This is a genomic window from Bradyrhizobium sp. CCBAU 25338 (assembly GCF_028128965.1).
GTDB classification, from domain to species: Bacteria; Pseudomonadota; Alphaproteobacteria; order Rhizobiales; family Xanthobacteraceae; genus Bradyrhizobium; species Bradyrhizobium liaoningense.
This window is the reverse complement of record NZ_LFKY01000043.1, coordinates 281,777-294,997: the sequence shown is the minus strand read 5'-3', so window position 1 is coordinate 294,997 and position 13,221 is coordinate 281,777. Positions and strand designations below refer to the sequence as shown.

The following is a 13,221-nucleotide window of genomic DNA, read 5'->3' as shown; positions in this document are numbered from 1 at the left end:
CTGTCATTGACCGCGGATTAAGCGCGCTTTGCTATCATCCCGGCATGATCCGGATCGGCCCGCGCCAGTTCGAAGTGCCGATGTGGCTGTGGGTGGCCGTGCCGCTCGCATGTGCGATATATGCCGCGTACGGCTCTATCATTTATCTGCGCATTGCAAACCTTCCCGACGGATACTTCCTCCTGACCATGAAGCTTGGTGCGGGAGGAGCGCTGGCGGGCTTTATCTTCTCCGATCTTGCGCGCCGGTCGATCCTTCCCTGGTACGATCTGATTGTCCTGGCGGTGGCGAGCTTTGCGGCCTCGTCGCTAGCGATCGACTGGCTGGTGGTTGCCGTGGGGGAAGTGCCCCGCGTCATCGCCGGAGTTGCGATCAGAGCAGCGATGTCGATCGGTGTGGAGTTTAACGGCGCACGGCTGTTGTTCGCGATAAACACGATCGTACTGATCGGCTGTGGCCTCATCCTGGCGCTGCTGCTCACCCTTGCCAGCCGCTACTTGCTTGGGCTTCCGTGGTGGGCTGCGGATACACGTCGCGAATTCCAGGCAAATCTGGTCGGCGCATATGTCTGGCTAACGATCGCGTTCGGTGGCTATCTTGCCATTCGCTTCGCGTATCAGCTGCCGCTCGGTCATCCCGCCAGTGCCGTGCCGCGCTGGCTGCCCGTCGCCGGTGCTTGCCTCAGTGCGATTGCGGCGCTCACCGTGCAGCTATGGCTTGCCCATCGCGTGCGTCGCCAAGAACGTAACCCTCGCCATAGTTTGAAGATTGGGGCGTTGGCAGCGGCCTGTGCCGTCGCGTGGTTCTACAGCCCCGGCATATTCGGCCACGCAGGCCTCAAGCTCATGAACAACCAGGTACGCCCCGCTCTGCGTGCACTGCACATCCTGCCCACGCCCGATATCGCCGTTGCCGGATATCGCGTCGACGTTCCTTATCACGAGGTCGGAGTCTTCATGGGTCCTGCAATGCCCGACGGCGCGACGTCGTTTGTCGTGGTACCGTTGCCTGACGAATACGGGTTAAGCTCGAGCAGCCGCAATCCGCAGGTTCACATCGCGCGGCGCGACATCACGCTGCGGGAGATGACCAGGTTCTTCTGGTTCGATTCCCGAAAGGAGCTCGGCGAAATGCAAGCCACACGGCGCGGCGAGGACGCCGTCGTTCGAGTTCCGCTCGGCGCGATAGCCGCCCTCGCGTTTCGCAGCGACGAGTATCCTCTGGTGGACGTCAAGCTCATTGTATTTGATGCCGCGGTCCCGACGGAAGCGGCGGAGCAGGCGTTGCGTCGGTTTCTGCGCGAACGCCTGCAGCGCGTGAGCGGCTAGCCCCGTCCGACGAACGGCATCTTGGTCGCCATCACCGTCATGGTCAGCACGTTGGCATCGAGCGGCAGGCTGGCCATGTAGGCGACGGCATCGCCGACCGCTTTCGCGTCCATGCGCGGCTCGTGCTTGGTGGTGCCGTCGGGCTGCAGGACGCCGGGGCCGTTGACCATGCGGTCGGTCATCGGGGTCGCGGCATTGCCGATGTCGACCTGGCCGACCGCGATGTCGTACATGCGGCCGTCGAGATTGCTGGCCTTGGTCAGGCCGGTGATGGCGTGCTTGGTCGAGGTATAGGCCGCCGAGAACGGCCGCGGCGCGTGCGCCGAGATCGAGCCGTTGTTGATGATGCGGCCGCCGCGCGGGGTCTGGTCCTTCATGATGCGGAAGGCATGCTGGGTGCACAGGAACGGGCCGGTGAGGTTGGTGTTCACCACCGCCTGCCACTGTTCGAGGCTGAGGTCCTCGAAGTTCACGGCAGGGGCGCCCATGCCGGCATTGTTGAAGAGCACGTCGAGCCGGCCGTAGGTCGCCTTCACCTTGTCGAACAGCGCGGCGATGGAGTCCGGCTTGGTCATGTCGGCGGTGACGCAGAGGCTTTTTCCCGCCGGGCCGAGCTTCGCCGTCTCCTCGAGCATGTCGAGCCGGCGCCCTGCGAGCACCACGGTGAAGCCGGTGTTCATCAGCGCCAGCGACGTTGCGCGCCCGACACCGGTGCCGGCGCCGGTCACCAATGCGATCTTTTTCGCTTCACTCATCGTTTCCTGCCTTTTCTCAAACTGTCAGGTTTTGGGTTCTTTTTCGTTCTTGTAGGGCGGGCGCGGAATGTTCTGGTGCGCGGCGCGCAACGCCGCCGACCAGCGCGAGCGCAAATCGTGGAAATAAGGTTCGCCCGCTTCGATGCGGTGGTTGAGATCGGCTTCGCAGGCGTCCGTGCGCACCACCAGCACGTCGATCGGCAGGCCGACGCCGAGGTTCGAGCGCATGGTCGAGTCCATCGAGATCAGGCCGGTCTTCAGCGCCTCGTAGAGCTCGACGTCGTAATGCATGGCGCGGTCGAGCACCGGCTTGCCGTATTTGTGCTCCCCGATCTGCAGGTAGGGCGTGTCGGTGGTGCACTCGATGAAATTGCCGGCGGTGTAGACCATGAACAGACGCATGCGCGCGCCCTTGATCTGGCCGCCGAACAGGAAGGAGACGTCGAAGGACACGTCCTCGGATTTCAGTGCCGGTCCCTCGGTGGCATGCACCGCCCGGATCGCCCGGCCGATGCGCTGGGCGGCCTGGAACATGGTCGGCGCGTTCATCAGCGTCTCGATTTCGCCCGTGTTGGGGTCTTCCAGGCCTTCGGTCAGGGTGGAGAGCACCGATTGGCTGATGGCGAGGTTGCCGGCGCTGGCGATCGCCATGATGCGCTCGCCGGGCTTGGAGAAGATGTGCAGCTTGCGGAAGGTCGAGACGTTGTCGAGGCCGGCATTGGTGCGGGTGTCGGCGATCATCACCAGACCGTCCCGAACCAGGATTCCGCAACAATAGGTCATTTCCAGTCCCCGAACGCGTTTGCGCGGAATTACTAGCCAATTTCAGGGAGCCATGAAACCCCCGATTCCCGCGGGGGAAGGCTGTCATTCCGGGCCCGCGCTGCGCGCGCCCCGGAATGACAGTCAGCTCTTGTCGCTCAATCCACTGCATCGACGAGAAACGCCTCGTCGACCGGCACGCCAAGCCCCGTGACCAGCCGGTTTGTCTCCGCAGCCATGCCGACGATGGCGAGCAACTCGCCATATTCGGCCTCGGTCATGCCCTTGGCCCGTGCGGCGGCCGTGTGCGAATGGATGCAGTAGCTGCAGCCATGGGCGATCGAAACCGCGACGTAGAGCATTTCCTTGGTCTTGGGGTCGAGCGCACCCGGAGCCATCACTTCCTTGATGCTGTTCCAGGTCCGCCGCAGCGTCTTCGGATCATGCGCCAGCGCCCGCCAGAAATTGTTGACGAAATCCGACTTCCGCACCATTCGGATGTCGTCGAAAACGGCGCGCGCGTCGGCGGAGAGTTCGTCATCCGAAAGCAGTTTTACAGTCGCCATGGGCTACCTCGCTGGTCTGATCTGATCCTGCGATTGTAGCACGGCGCATGCGCTCGTCCGGCAGCATCTAGCTCTGCCGCTGGGACTGCGATTGCGACTGCCCGCTGCGGCCGGTCTGCTCGACCTTCACAGCCACCGCCAGCGTTTCCGTGCCGCCGCCATAGCGCGTGCCACGCACCGGGGCTGCACCGAGATAGTCGAGCCCGATCGCAACGCGCACATGGGCGTCGGTGGCGCAGATGCTGTTGGCGGGATCGAAGCCGACCCAGCCGAGATCGGCCACGTAAGCCTCCGCCCAGGCATGGCCGGCCTCCTGATGCACCGAGTCGTCTGATCGCAGAAAGTGCCCGGAGACGAAGCGCGCCGGCACGCCGCCGGCGCGGGCGCAGGCGATGAAGATGTGCGCGTAATCCTGGCAGACCCCGCGCTTGAGCGCGAACGCCTCTGCCGCGGAGGTGCCACTGTTGGTGGGGTCTTCGTCGAACGTCATGTGATCGGCAATCTGCGTCATCAACGTGTGCAGGAAGCCCAGCGTGTCGCTCTCGGCCTCGCCGCGCAACTGGCGCGCAACCGCCGTCATCGCCGGATTGACGGAGGTGAGGTCGGTGGAGCGCAGGAACATCCCGGCCGGGAAACGCTCGTCCGTGCCGCGCAGCACGCCGCCGGTGTCGTGGGTCTCGATCAGCCCCTCTGCCGTGATCTGGATGTCGCCGACGGGTCCGCAGGACAGCACGTGGGTGACGTTGCCGAACGCGTCCTCATGCATGTCGAGCTTGGTGTCGGTGGAGACGTCGATCTGCCATTCCGCGACGTATTGCCCGTCATGACTGCCGGGCGTCATGCGCAGGATCTGGATCACGCTGGTGGCCGGCGGCTCGTAGCGATAGGTCGTGATGTGCTGGATTCGCAGGCGCATGGTGTTTTGATTCCGTCATTCCGGGATGGCGCGAAGCGCCAGACCCGGAATCTCGAGATTCCGGGTTCGATGCTTCGCATCGCCCCGGAACGACGAAAGGTGAAGGTTTCAGTCTCGACTAGATCAAATACTGCTTCGTGATGATTTCGCCCAGCCTGGAATTGTCCGTGATGAATTCCTGAATGAATTCATGCACGCCATGCTGGAAAATGTCGTTCATATTGCTGTGTTCCAGCCGGTTGCGGATGCCGCGGGCGTGGCGCTGGGCAGGGCCCTGGCGGCCATAGGCGACGCCGATCTGGTCGAGGTTGCGCACGAGGTTGCCGTAGCAGCTGGCGAGCGAGCGCGGCAGCGTGTCGTTGAGGATGAGCAGATCCGCGATCAGCCACGGCTTCAACGTCTCGCGATAGACCCAGTGATAGGCCGTCAGCGCCGAGACCGAGCGCAGGATCGAGCTCCATTGATAGAAGTCGAGCGGGCCGCCGACATGCTCCTCCTCGGGCAACAGCACATGATATTTCACGTCGAGAATGCGCGCGGTGTTGTCGGCGCGCTCCAGATGCACGCCCATGCGCGAGAACCAGTACGCGTCGTTGCGCAGCATGGTCCGGTAGGCCGAGCCGTCGAAGCGCAGCGAGGTCTCCTGCACGAAGCGGAGGAATTTGGCGAGATCCTCGCGCGTCGAGGCACCCTTGCTCCAAACCGCCTGAAGCTCGATCCAGGCCGAGTTGATGGTGTCCCACATCTCGCTGGTGAGCGCGGTGCGCACCGAGCGCGAGTTCAGCCGCGCCGCCTCGATGCAGTTCCTGATCGAAGACGGATTGTTCGGCGAGAACGAGAGATACTCGACGACGTTGTGCTCGTTGGCCTCCTCGTAGGTCTGATAGAAGCTGGCGGCGACCCCGGCGGTGAGCAGCGCCGAATCCCATTCATTGGTCTTGCCGATATAGGCGGCGGGAAGCGCGGTGACGCGCAGCGTCGCATCGATGGTGCGCGCGAGATATTCGGCCCGTTCGACGTAGCGGGCGAGCCAGTAGAGGTTTTCGGCGGTACGCGACAGCATCTCTCTACTCGTCCAGGATCCAGGTGTCTTTGGTGCCGCCGCCCTGGCTCGAATTCACCACCAGGGAGCCTTCCTTGAGCGCGACCCGCGTGAGCCCGCCCGGCACGATGGTGGTGCTCTTGCTGCCCGTCAGCACGAAGGGCCGCAAGTCGACATGGCGCGGGGCGAGGCCGGATGCGGTGCAGGTCGGGCAGGTCGACAGCGCCAGCGTCGGCTGCGCGATGAAACCTTCCGGCTCGCGCTTGAGCTTGTCCCGGAAAGCTTCGATCGTCGCCTTGGTCGCTGCGGGGCCGATCAGCATGCCGTAGCCGCCGGAGCCGTGCACTTCCTTGACCACGAGTTCGCCGAGATTGTCCAGCACATAGGCGAGGTCCTTCGGCTCGCGGCAGCGCCAGGTCGGCACGTTCTTCAGGATCGGCTCCTCGCCGAGATAGAACTTCACGATATCAGGCATGTAGGAGTAGATCGCCTTGTCGTCGGCGATGCCGGTGCCGACGGCGTTGGCGAGCGTGATGTTGCCGGCCGCGTAGGCCGACATCAGCCCGGGCACGCCGAGCACGGAGTCGGGTCGGAAGGTGAGGGGATCGAGGAAATCGTCGTCGACACGTCGGTAGATGACGTCGACCCGCTTCAGCCCTTCCGTCGTCCGCATGAACACTTCGTTGTTCTTGACGATGAGGTCACGGCCTTCGACCAGCTCGATGCCGAGCTTGTCGGCGAGGAACGAGTGCTCGTAATAGGCCGAGTTGTAGACGCCGGGCGTGAGCAGGGCGACGGTCGGCTCGCTGGATGCGCTCAGCGGCGCGACCGAGCGCAGGGCTGCGAGCAGCTCGTCCGGATAGCGCTCGACCGGCGCCACCCTGTGGCGGGCGAACAGATCCGGAAACAGCCGCATCATGATCTCGCGGTTCTCCAGCATGTAGGACACGCCCGAGGGGGTGCGGGCGTTGTCTTCCAGCACGATGAAGTCCTCGGCGTCGACCCGGACGATGTCGATGCCGGCGATGTGCACGTAGACGTCGTGCGGCACCTGCTGGCCGTTCATCTCGGGGCGGAACACCGGGTTCTGGAAGATCAGATCGTCGGGCACGATCTCGGCGCGGAGGATGTCGCGGCCGTGATAGATGTCGCGCAGGAACATGTTGAGCGCGCGCACGCGCTGCTTCAGGCCCTTCTCCAGTCGCGCCCATTCCTTGCCGGACATGATCCGCGGGATCACGTCGAACGGAATCAGGCGCTCGGTCGACTCGGAATCGCCGTAGACCGCGAAGGTGATGCCGATCCGGCGGAACAGGAGCTCGGCCTCCTGGCGCCGATATTCGAGGGCTTCGGGCGGCGTTTCCTTGAGCCAGCGCGCCAGCTCCTGATAGGCGGGGCGAAGGTCTCCGCCGGGAATATTCATTTCGTCAAACGCGACTGCCATAGAATCCGACTGTTCTCCCCCAGGCGTTGCGCCATTGATCAGGTCGTTTCGGCCTTGCTCAAGACCGCAACGTCCCGTGGCCATGCCGTGAGAGTGCATGACTTCCCTAGGAGGTAGCAAGGGCCGGGCCAGCGCGATAAGCATGGAGGAGGGGCATTTGCCGGGGACGGCCGGCGGCTTGCCTGAAAAAATGGCTGAGGACTGCTTATTTCAGAAGCAAAACCGCGTGACTTCAACGCGTTACCTCGGCAAAGTTGGCGTCACAGGTGAGGGACTTGAGGCATGAGCGACATCGTCACGGCGGGCATCCTGGTCATTGGGGACGAAATCCTGTCCGGCCGGACCAAGGACAAGAATATCGGCTTCATCGCCGAATACCTGACCAATATCGGCATCGACCTGAAGGAGGTCCGGATCGTCTCGGACGACGAGGCCGACATCATCGCCGCCCTGGACGCACTGCGGCATCGCTACACCTACGTCTTCACCACGGGTGGCATCGGACCGACGCATGACGACATCACCGCCGATGCCGTGGCCAAGGCGTTCGGCGTCGGTATCGACCATCACCCGGAGGTCGTCGCCCGCTTCCGCGAGCGCTGGAGCGAGCAGGACCTCAACGAGGCCCGCCTGCGCATGGCCCGCATCCCCGACGGTGCCGAGCTGATCCAGAGTGCGACCATCCTCGCTCCCGGCTTCAAGATCGGCAACGTCATCGTCATGGCCGGCGTGCCGTCGATCATGCAGGCGATGATGGATATCGTCTCGCCCAAGCTGAAATCGGGCGTGCGCATGCTCTCCGAATCGGTCCGCGCCAATGCGCGCGAGGGCGACATCGGCAGCCCGCTGCGGGCGATCGCCACCGCTCATCCCGACACCATCATCGGCAGCTATCCCTTCATGGACGAGGAGCAGAAGCCGAACACCAATCTGGTGGTGCGCTCGCGCGATCCGGAGAAGCTGGCGGCGGCGATGGCTGCAGTAAAGGAAATGCTGGCGGGATTGAACATCAACCGCTAAAGCCCCGGCGCGCCGGGCGCTATAGCAGTTATATGAGCATGATCTTGTCGGAAAACCGCTGCACACTTTTCCGGATCATGCTGTAGCACGTGGATGCCGGCAGACGACGCAGGAGACGATGATGGCTGGTGAAGCACCGGAGCTGAGTGCGCAGGAGCGGGCAGGCAAGGCCTTTCCGGTCTCGTGGGACCAGTTCCACCGGGATTGCCGGGCGCTGACCTGGCGGCTCAACGAGGTTGGTCCGTTCCACGCGGTGATCGCGATCACCCGTGGCGGCCTGGTGCCGGCCGCGATCGTCGCGCGTGAACTCGGCGTGCGCGTCATCGATACGGTCTGCATCGCGAGCTACGACCATGACAAGCAGGGCGAGCTCCAGGTCCTCAAGGGGATTTCCGAAGCGGCGATGAATCTCGGCGGCGGCACCGGTAAGGGGCTGCTGATCGTCGACGACCTCGTCGACACCGGCAAGACCGGCAAGCTGGTGCGTGAGATGCTGCCTGATGCGCATTTCGCCACCGTCTACGCCAAGCCGAAGGGCCGCCCCCTGGTCGACACCTTCATTACGGAAGTCTCGCAGGACACCTGGATCTTCTTCCCCTGGGACACTGCGCTGTCCTACCATCCGCCGCTGCGCGACGGCGCGGCGTGATCGAAAGGTCATTCCGGGGCGGTCCGCAGGACAGAACTATGGTGCGCAATTGCGCACCTGAGAATCTCGAGATTCCGGAATCGACGCTTCGCGTCGCCCCGGAATGACATCAGTGTAGTAGGTCGGCACCCATGCCGCTGCAAAACCGCGTCACGCCCACCGGCGACATCATCGCCACGCCGCATCGCGGCCTGTTCACCGGCAACCGCGGCATCATCCATGACCCCGCTACCAAGACGCTGCTGAGAAAGCGCTGGTCGACGTCGGCCTGGTTGACCTGCGTGTGCGAGTTCCGCGGCCGCCGCCGCGAGGTGATGGCGAACCGAAGCTGGACCGAGCTGTTCTTCCTCGATGAGGCCACCGCGCTCGCCGCCGGCCATCGTCCCTGCTTCTTCTGCCGCCGCGACGACGCCAAACAGTTTCGCGCCGCCTGGGAGGAAGGCAATCGCCTCCACGATGTCCGCATGCACGATATCGATGAGGTCCTGCATCGCGAGCGGCTAGATCACGGCCGGAAGCGACTTCATGAGCTCGTGATGCCGATCGAGCAGCTTCCGGATGGGGCGATGGTGCTGCAGCGGGAAGCCAGTTTTCTAGTGACACGGGGCAGGGTGCTGCGGTGGTCGCCGGCGGGCTATGCCGGCGCTCAGGGGCGGCTCGACAACGCCAAGCTCTTGACGCCGCCCTCGACGGTGCGTGCGCTGAGCGCGGGTTATCAGCCCAGGCTGCATCCGACGGCACTCGGCTAGACGTGTACCATGAATTCCGATCGTGCCGCGCCGCCCGTTCCTCATATTGCGAACTGTCGAGGCGCGGCGACATCTTATTGCTCTTGCGGGCAAGTCGTTCCAGCGACGGCTATATCGCCTTTATAACATCGTCCTGACGGTCCCATCGATCGGCTATACCCGGCAGCTTACCTTCTCGTGCAACATCGAGGAGAGTCAAATGCTGAACTTTCTGACCCGCATTGACAGATACATGACGAGCAACATGCACGAGCACGGCCAATATCTGCTCGGGCTGAAGTCGCTCGACGACCATGCTTGCAAGAGCGATCACCAGCAAGGCGCCGTCAGAACGCTCGAGCCCGCGCCCGGAGCCGGAACGTCGCTGCCGCGCGACTAGGTGTCTCACCCGAGCCGCTCGCGCGCCAGCGCGGCGCCGGCGCCGAGCGCCATCAGCTTGGCTTCGGCGATCTCCCGCCGCATCGGCGCCATGCCGCAATTGGTGGTGGCGATGATGTTGCTCTTGGGCACGAATTTCGACACCGCATCGATCACCTGGACGACGTCCTCGGCGGTCTCCACGGTGTCGCTGGCGACGTCGATCACGCCGGCCTGCACGATCTTGGTCTTGAGCAGTGCCAGGAGGTCGAGCGGCACCTTGGAATTGCGGCACTCGATCGCAACCTGCTGGATCGGGCTCGCGTCGATCGCCGGAAAGATCTGCTCGTACTGGCGCCATTGCGCGCCGAGCGTCTCCTTCCAGTCGGTGTTGGCCTTGATGCCGTAGCCGTAGCAGATGTGGACCGCGGTGGTGCAAGTGAGGCCCTGCGCCGCGCGCTCCAGCGCCTTGATGCCCCAGTCGTTGACCTCGTCCATGTAGACGTTGAAGGCTGGCTCGTCGAACTGCACGAGATCGACGCCGTCGGCCTGCAATGCCTTGGCCTCCTCGTTGAGCAACTCGGCGAAGGCAAAGGCCATCTTCACGCGGTCGCCATAGTAGCGATCGGCAATGGTGTCGATGATGGTCATCGGGCCGGGCAGGGTGAACTTCAGCTTCTTCCTGGTATGTGTGCGCGCCACGCGCGCCTCGAAGGCATGGACGCGTCCCTTGAGCCGGAGCGGGGCGACCACCTGCGGCACCATTGCCTTGTAGCGGTCCTTGCGGATGCCCATCTCGACCTTGTGGGCGAAGTCGATGCCCTCGATCTTCTCCAGGAAGCCGTGGACGAAATGCTGACGGGCCTGCTCGCCCTCGGTGACGATGTCGATGCCGGCGTCCTCCTGGATCTTCAGCCAGATCAGCGTTGCATCGCGCTTGGCCCGGAGAAGCTCGTCGCCTTGCGCCTTCCAGGGCGCCCAGAGCATATTGGGCTCGGCCAGCCATTCCGGCTTCGGCAAGGAGCCGGCGATCGTGGTTGGAAACAGCATGGCGGCCCTCCCGGCAGGTTGTGTTGCGCCTCTTCCTGCCATGACTTAACGTCAAGGTACAGAACAACAAAAGTCGCTCTCTATTCCGACGGCGATGACAGGGAAGGCCCAAAGGAAAGGCCAAGGGAAAGGTCGTGATCGATCTCTATTACGCGCCGACGCCGAACGGCTGGAAAATCTCGATCATGCTGGAGGAACTCGGGCTTCCCTACAGCGTGAAGCCCGTGAACATCCGCGCCGGCGAGCAGTTCAACCCCGACTTTCTCGCGATCTCCCCGAATAACCGTATCCCGGCCATCGTCGATCACGATCCTGCCGACGGCGGGCCTCCGTTCTCGGCCTTCGAGACCGGCGCCATCCTGATCTATCTCGCGGAAAAGACCGGCCGGTTCTTGCCGACGGACTTGCGCGGGCGCTCGACCACCATCCAATGGGTGATGTGGCAGATGGCCGGGCTCGGACCGATGCTCGGCCAGCATGGACATTTTGCGCTCTATGCCGCTGAGAAGATCCCTTACGCGATCGAACGCTATCGCGACGAGGCAGCGCGGCTCTACGGCGTGCTCGATCGCCAGCTCGGCAAGACTGGGGCCTATGTCGCCGGTGACTATTCCATCGCCGACATCGCCTGCTTCCCCTGGACCATGACTCACAAGGCGCAAGGCTTTACGCTCGACGACTATCCAAACGTGAAACGCTGGTATGCCGAGGTTCGTGCGAGACCGCAGGTACAGGCCGGGCTCGCGATCGGCAAGTTCGTGAAAGAGCCGTTCGACGAGGAATCACGCAAGATCATGTTCGGCCAGCGTGCGAAGGAAGTGTTAGGAAAGACGTAGTGCCCGTTCCTCATGGTGAGGAGCGCCGCAGGCGCGTCTCGAACCATGAAGGCCCGACTATCGCGGGTGGCCATCCTTCGAGACGGCCGCTCCGCGGCCTCCTCAGGATGAGGTCCGTCAGCAAAGGAAACGCCATGATCGAATTCTTCTTCGACTGTTCCAGCCCCTGGACCTATCTTGCCTTCCACAACATCCAGCCGCTGGCGAAGGAACTAGGCGCCGAGATCGTCTGGCGGCCGATCCTGGTCGGCGGCATCTTCAACACGGTCAACCCGAGCGTCTACGCCCAGCGCGAAAAGCCGGTGCCGCTGAAGGCGCGCTACATGACGAAGGATCTTCAGGACTGGGCGCGCTCGGCGGGGCTTGCGATCAAGATGCCGCCGACCGTGTTCCCCGTGAACAGCGTCAAAGCCATGCGCGGCTGCATCTGGCTCGGCAAAGACATTGTGCCGTTTGCGACGGCCGTGTTCGAGGCCTATTGGGGCGAGGACAAGGATATTTCGCAGGATGCGGTGCTCGCCGAAATCTGCAGGAAAATCGGGATCGACGAGCAGAAATTCTTCGCCGGCATTTCGGAGCAGGGGATCAAGGATCAGCTCAAGGCCAATACCGAAGAGGTCGTCGCCCGCGGCGGCTTCGGCTCGCCGACGATGTTCGTGAACAAGACCGACATGTACTTCGGCAACGACCGCCTGCCGTTGATCCGCGAGGCACTGCTGCGCAGCAGGGCGAGCGCGGCCTGATGGTACGCGCTGTTGTATGCCGCGCGCTCGGTGCGCCCGAGACGTTGCGGCTGGAGGAGTTTGCCTCGCGCGCCCTGAAGCCGGGCGAGGTGCGCGTTGCGATCCGCGCCGCCGGACTGAATTTCCCTGACGTGCTGATGGCGGCCGGCGAATATCAGCTCAAGCCTGAGCTGCCGTTCACGCCCGGGATGGAAGCTGCCGGCGATGTCACCGAGGTAGGACCGGAGGCAAGGGGCGTTTCGGTCGGCGACAAGGTCATCGTCAAGATGCGCCATGGTGCATTCACGGACGAAGCCGTGGTCTCGCCCTCGCAGCTCACGCCGATGCCGTCCACCTTCGACTATGCGGAGGCTGCGACCTACCTCGCCGGCCACGGCACGGCCTATCATGCCTTGATCGATCGCGGTCAGGTCGCGCCGGGGGAGGTGCTGCTGGTCCACGGCGCGGGCGGCGGCGTCGGCCTTGCGGCCGTCGAGATCGGCAAGATGCTGGGCGCGATCGTGATCGCGACGGCCTCGAGCGACGACAAGCTCGCCATTGCGCAATCGCGCGGCGCCGATCATCTCGTGCGCTATGACCGTGAGCCGTTTCGCGACGCGGTCAAGCATATCACCGACGGCCGCGGCGTGGACGTCGTGTTCGATCCGGTCGGCGGCCAGGTCTTTGTAGATTCCATGCGCTGCATCGCTTGGGGTGCCCGGCTGCTGGTGATCGGCTTCACCGGCGGCATCGGCTCGGCCAGGACCAATCTCCTGCTGATCAAGGGCGCCAGCGTGCTGGGCGTGCGCGCCGGCGAAGCCGTGCGGAAAAATCCCGCACTCGGCGAAGCGCGCCTCAAGGCGCTGCTGCAATGGGCGGAGGAGGGCAAGCTGCGTCCCAACGTCTCGCATCGACTGCCGCTGGAGGACTACGCGAAGGCGATGCGGCTGTTGATCGAGCGCAAGGCGATCGGGCGCGTGGCGCTGGTGATGGAGTGACGGTGCCGGGTGGGCAAAGCGAAGCGT

15 protein-coding genes are annotated in these 13,221 nt (G+C 63.8%); 8 read left to right on the top strand and 7 right to left on the bottom strand.

The genetic code is table 11. The annotated features are described in order from the left end of the window. Positions 1-44: 44 nt before the first annotated feature. The gene (locus ACM42_RS35000; RefSeq protein ID WP_271532803.1) at positions 45-1,328 is read left to right on the top strand and encodes a hypothetical protein; all 1,284 of its coding nucleotides are present in this window, start codon (positions 45-47) and stop codon (positions 1,326-1,328) included. On the opposite strand, the gene ACM42_RS34995 is transcribed toward ACM42_RS35000, so the two are convergent. The 6 genes from ACM42_RS34995 to ACM42_RS34970 form a co-directional block, all read right to left on the bottom strand. After that, positions 1,325-2,083: an SDR family oxidoreductase gene (locus tag ACM42_RS34995; protein WP_271532801.1), complete on the bottom strand. Its 759-nt coding sequence runs from the start codon at positions 2,081-2,083 to the stop codon at positions 1,325-1,327. The genes ACM42_RS35000 and ACM42_RS34995 overlap by 4 nt on opposite strands. 24 nt (positions 2,084-2,107) lie before the next feature. Next, on the bottom strand, positions 2,108-2,866 hold the full coding sequence (locus tag ACM42_RS34990) for a proteasome-type protease (RefSeq protein ID WP_035678903.1): 759 nt from the start codon (positions 2,864-2,866) through the stop codon (positions 2,108-2,110). Positions 2,867-3,003: 137 nt separating this feature from the next. Then, positions 3,004-3,411: a carboxymuconolactone decarboxylase family protein gene (locus ACM42_RS34985; protein ID WP_271532799.1), complete on the bottom strand. Its 408-nt coding sequence runs from the start codon at positions 3,409-3,411 to the stop codon at positions 3,004-3,006. 67 nt (positions 3,412-3,478) lie between these two features. Continuing rightward, positions 3,479-4,327 carry a transglutaminase family protein gene (locus ACM42_RS34980; protein WP_271532798.1) on the bottom strand — a complete coding sequence of 283 codons (849 nt, stop codon included), beginning with the start codon at positions 4,325-4,327 and terminating at the stop codon, positions 3,479-3,481. 118 nt (positions 4,328-4,445) lie between these two features. Further along, positions 4,446-5,390, bottom strand: a complete 945-nt coding sequence (locus ACM42_RS34975) for an alpha-E domain-containing protein (RefSeq protein WP_028177332.1) — start codon at positions 5,388-5,390, stop codon at positions 4,446-4,448. 4 nt (positions 5,391-5,394) lie between these two features. After that, positions 5,395-6,813 (bottom strand): circularly permuted type 2 ATP-grasp protein, encoded by a 1,419-nt coding sequence (locus ACM42_RS34970; protein ID WP_271532796.1) that lies wholly within the window; start codon positions 6,811-6,813, stop codon positions 5,395-5,397. 282 nt (positions 6,814-7,095) lie between these two features. On the opposite strand from ACM42_RS34970, the gene ACM42_RS34965 reads away from it, so the two are divergent. The 4 genes from ACM42_RS34965 (at position 7,096) to ACM42_RS34950 (ending at position 9,610) form a co-directional block, all read left to right on the top strand. Further along, entirely contained in the window at positions 7,096-7,833 is a 738-nt protein-coding gene (locus ACM42_RS34965) for a competence/damage-inducible protein A (protein ID WP_271532795.1), read from the top strand. A 121-nt stretch (positions 7,834-7,954) separates the two neighbouring features. Beyond that, on the top strand, positions 7,955-8,482 hold the full coding sequence (gene gpt / locus ACM42_RS34960; RefSeq protein ID WP_271532793.1) for a xanthine phosphoribosyltransferase: 528 nt from the start codon (positions 7,955-7,957) through the stop codon (positions 8,480-8,482). 131 nt (positions 8,483-8,613) lie between these two features. Then, positions 8,614-9,231 carry a hypothetical protein gene (locus tag ACM42_RS34955; RefSeq protein WP_271532791.1) on the top strand — a complete coding sequence of 206 codons (618 nt, stop codon included), beginning with the start codon at positions 8,614-8,616 and terminating at the stop codon, positions 9,229-9,231. Between the two features lie 22 nt (positions 9,232-9,253). Then, entirely contained in the window at positions 9,254-9,610 is a 357-nt protein-coding gene (locus tag ACM42_RS34950; RefSeq protein ID WP_271532788.1) for a hypothetical protein, read from the top strand. A gap of 5 nt (positions 9,611-9,615) precedes the next feature. Here ACM42_RS34950 and ACM42_RS34945 read toward each other — a convergent pair whose 3' ends face one another. Beyond that, on the bottom strand, positions 9,616-10,638 hold the full coding sequence (locus tag ACM42_RS34945; RefSeq protein WP_271532786.1) for a methionine synthase: 1,023 nt from the start codon (positions 10,636-10,638) through the stop codon (positions 9,616-9,618). A 134-nt stretch (positions 10,639-10,772) separates the two neighbouring features. Here ACM42_RS34945 and ACM42_RS34940 point away from each other — a divergent pair, with 134 nt between their 5' ends. The 3 genes from ACM42_RS34940 (at position 10,773) to ACM42_RS34930 (ending at position 13,194) form a co-directional block, all read left to right on the top strand. Then, positions 10,773-11,474 carry a glutathione S-transferase N-terminal domain-containing protein gene (locus ACM42_RS34940; RefSeq protein WP_271532784.1) on the top strand — a complete coding sequence of 234 codons (702 nt, stop codon included), beginning with the start codon at positions 10,773-10,775 and terminating at the stop codon, positions 11,472-11,474. Between the two features lie 134 nt (positions 11,475-11,608). After that, positions 11,609-12,217, top strand: a complete 609-nt coding sequence (locus ACM42_RS34935; RefSeq protein ID WP_271532782.1) for a 2-hydroxychromene-2-carboxylate isomerase — start codon at positions 11,609-11,611, stop codon at positions 12,215-12,217. After that, positions 12,217-13,194: an NADPH:quinone oxidoreductase family protein gene (locus ACM42_RS34930; RefSeq protein WP_271532780.1), complete on the top strand. Its 978-nt coding sequence runs from the start codon at positions 12,217-12,219 to the stop codon at positions 13,192-13,194. The genes ACM42_RS34935 and ACM42_RS34930 overlap by 1 nt, the downstream gene beginning before the upstream one ends. Positions 13,195-13,221: the final 27 nt, after the last annotated feature.

Bases quoted from the DNA above. Each gene is read 5' to 3' on its own strand.
- ACM42_RS35000 (WP_271532803.1), top strand. From the start codon at position 45: ATGATCCGGATCGGCCCGCGCCAGTTCGAAGTGCCGATGTGGCTGTGG.
- ACM42_RS34995 (WP_271532801.1), bottom strand. From the start codon at position 2,083: ATGAGTGAAGCGAAAAAGATCGCATTGGTGACCGGCGCCGGCACCGGT.
- ACM42_RS34990 (WP_035678903.1), bottom strand. From the start codon at position 2,866: ATGACCTATTGTTGCGGAATCCTGGTTCGGGACGGTCTGGTGATGATC.
- ACM42_RS34985 (WP_271532799.1), bottom strand. From the start codon at position 3,411: ATGGCGACTGTAAAACTGCTTTCGGATGACGAACTCTCCGCCGACGCG.
- ACM42_RS34980 (WP_271532798.1), bottom strand. From the start codon at position 4,327: ATGCGCCTGCGAATCCAGCACATCACGACCTATCGCTACGAGCCGCCG.
- ACM42_RS34975 (WP_028177332.1), bottom strand. From the start codon at position 5,390: ATGCTGTCGCGTACCGCCGAAAACCTCTACTGGCTCGCCCGCTACGTC.
- ACM42_RS34970 (WP_271532796.1), bottom strand. From the start codon at position 6,813: ATGGCAGTCGCGTTTGACGAAATGAATATTCCCGGCGGAGACCTTCGC.
- ACM42_RS34965 (WP_271532795.1), top strand. From the start codon at position 7,096: ATGAGCGACATCGTCACGGCGGGCATCCTGGTCATTGGGGACGAAATC.
- gpt (WP_271532793.1), top strand. From the start codon at position 7,955: ATGGCTGGTGAAGCACCGGAGCTGAGTGCGCAGGAGCGGGCAGGCAAG.
- ACM42_RS34955 (WP_271532791.1), top strand. From the start codon at position 8,614: ATGCCGCTGCAAAACCGCGTCACGCCCACCGGCGACATCATCGCCACG.
- ACM42_RS34945 (WP_271532786.1), bottom strand. From the start codon at position 10,638: ATGCTGTTTCCAACCACGATCGCCGGCTCCTTGCCGAAGCCGGAATGG.
- ACM42_RS34935 (WP_271532782.1), top strand. From the start codon at position 11,609: ATGATCGAATTCTTCTTCGACTGTTCCAGCCCCTGGACCTATCTTGCC.
- ACM42_RS34930 (WP_271532780.1), top strand. From the start codon at position 12,217: ATGGTACGCGCTGTTGTATGCCGCGCGCTCGGTGCGCCCGAGACGTTG.